The organism is Pseudomonas sp. FSL R10-1339, from assembly GCF_009600545.1.
Classification (GTDB): domain Bacteria; phylum Pseudomonadota; class Gammaproteobacteria; order Pseudomonadales; family Pseudomonadaceae; genus Aquipseudomonas; species Aquipseudomonas bubulae.
On the sequence record NZ_WIVQ01000215.1, the window covers coordinates 1 to 1,277 of the forward strand.

General features: G+C 55.8%; 2 protein-coding genes and 2 tRNA genes. All 4 read right to left on the reverse strand.

From position 1 onward, the window contains the following. Nucleotides 1–208, reverse strand: a 208-nt coding sequence (locus GHO03_RS24450) for a DUF4880 domain-containing protein (protein ID WP_153400686.1), incomplete at its 3' end; no start/stop codon positions are given. Continuing rightward, a complete protein-coding gene (locus tag GHO03_RS24455) occupies nt 201–707 on the reverse strand; it encodes a sigma-70 family RNA polymerase sigma factor (RefSeq protein ID WP_095017676.1) in 507 nt (168 codons plus the stop codon). The genes GHO03_RS24455 and GHO03_RS24450, both read right to left, overlap by 8 nt. Nucleotides 708–899: 192 nt before the next feature. Beyond that, nucleotides 900–986 (reverse strand) — tRNA-Leu (locus tag GHO03_RS24460). A gap of 174 nt (nt 987–1,160) precedes the next feature. Beyond that, nucleotides 1,161–1,247, reverse strand: a tRNA-Leu gene (locus tag GHO03_RS24465). Nucleotides 1,248–1,277 lie beyond the last annotated feature (30 nt).

Consider the following 1,277-nt stretch of genomic DNA (forward strand, 5'->3'; position numbering starts at 1 on the left):
GTGCTGTTGTCACCGGCAGGGTGAGCGCCTCGCCGCTCAGGCTCCAGACCTTGAGCGCCTTGCAATAAGCCGCGTCGTGCTCAGGGGCGCTGGCACGCCAGTGGTTCAGGCGTTCGGTCAGTTCGGAGTCGTGAGGGTTCTCCTGGATCAGCAGCAGCCAGTCCAGTGCGGTTTCCCAGATCGGGTTCGGGGGCGGTTTTTCAGTCATCACTCAGTTGTTCCGCGCAGTAGGTCAGGGCGTCGCGGACCAATTGGTGGGCCAGGCTCACGGATATGCCAAGTTGCGTGCCGATTTGCTGAAACGTCAGGCCTTGCAGGCGATGCAATACGAATGCCTGGCGCGTGCGCTCCGGCAGGCGGGACAAAGCATGTTGCAATTTGCGCAATTCGTCCACATGCAAGGCTTGCTGCTCGGGCGAAGGCGCGTTGGAAATGTGTTCGTCCAATGATTCGCTATGGGTGGTGTGGCGGTTTTCCAGGGTTGCCCGGCGATTGAGGTCAAAGGCCAGGTTGCGCACGATACGGTAAAGATAGCCCACCGGTTGTGTCAGTGGGGCGAGGTTGTCCGCGCCCTGGCTGAAGCGCAGCCAGGCGTCTTGAACCACATCTTCTGCCTTGGCCCGGCAGCCCACGATGGGGGCGGCATAGTCGACCAGGGCGATACGATGCGTCAGGTAAAGCTGGAGCCTGTCATTGGTGTCGGGCACGGGTATCCAGGAGGATGAGCCAGGGATCTGAAGTTGGCCGGATATTAATGCGGATGAGATAGATTATCAAATACGACCTTTAGGCCGCAGATAAAAGGTATCGAAGAGGGCAGGAAGGAATCCCGGAAACTAAAAAGCCCGCTTTCGCGGGCTTTTTGAGTGGTTACACAGGGTGAACCTGTAAACCTGAATTGGTGCCCAGAAGAAGACTCGAACTTCCACGACCTTGCGGTCACCAGCACCTGAAGCTGGCGTGTCTACCAATTTCACCATCTGGGCAGTATCAGCAACGTTGCCGCTGTTGATGTGGCGCATAATACGTAGAGCTTTTCGATCTGTAAACCCCTGTTTTAATTTTATTAAATCAGGGGCTTAGCTGACCCGGAATGCAAAAACCCGCTTTCGCGGGTTTTTGTGTGAGGCTGAAGAGTGTACTACTCTGCAATCTCGAATTGGTGCCCAGAAGAAGACTCGAACTTCCACGACCTTGCGATCACCAGCACCTGAAGCTGGCGTGTCTACCAATTTCACCATCTGGGCAGTATCTTCAACGCTGTTGCCGTTGTTGAT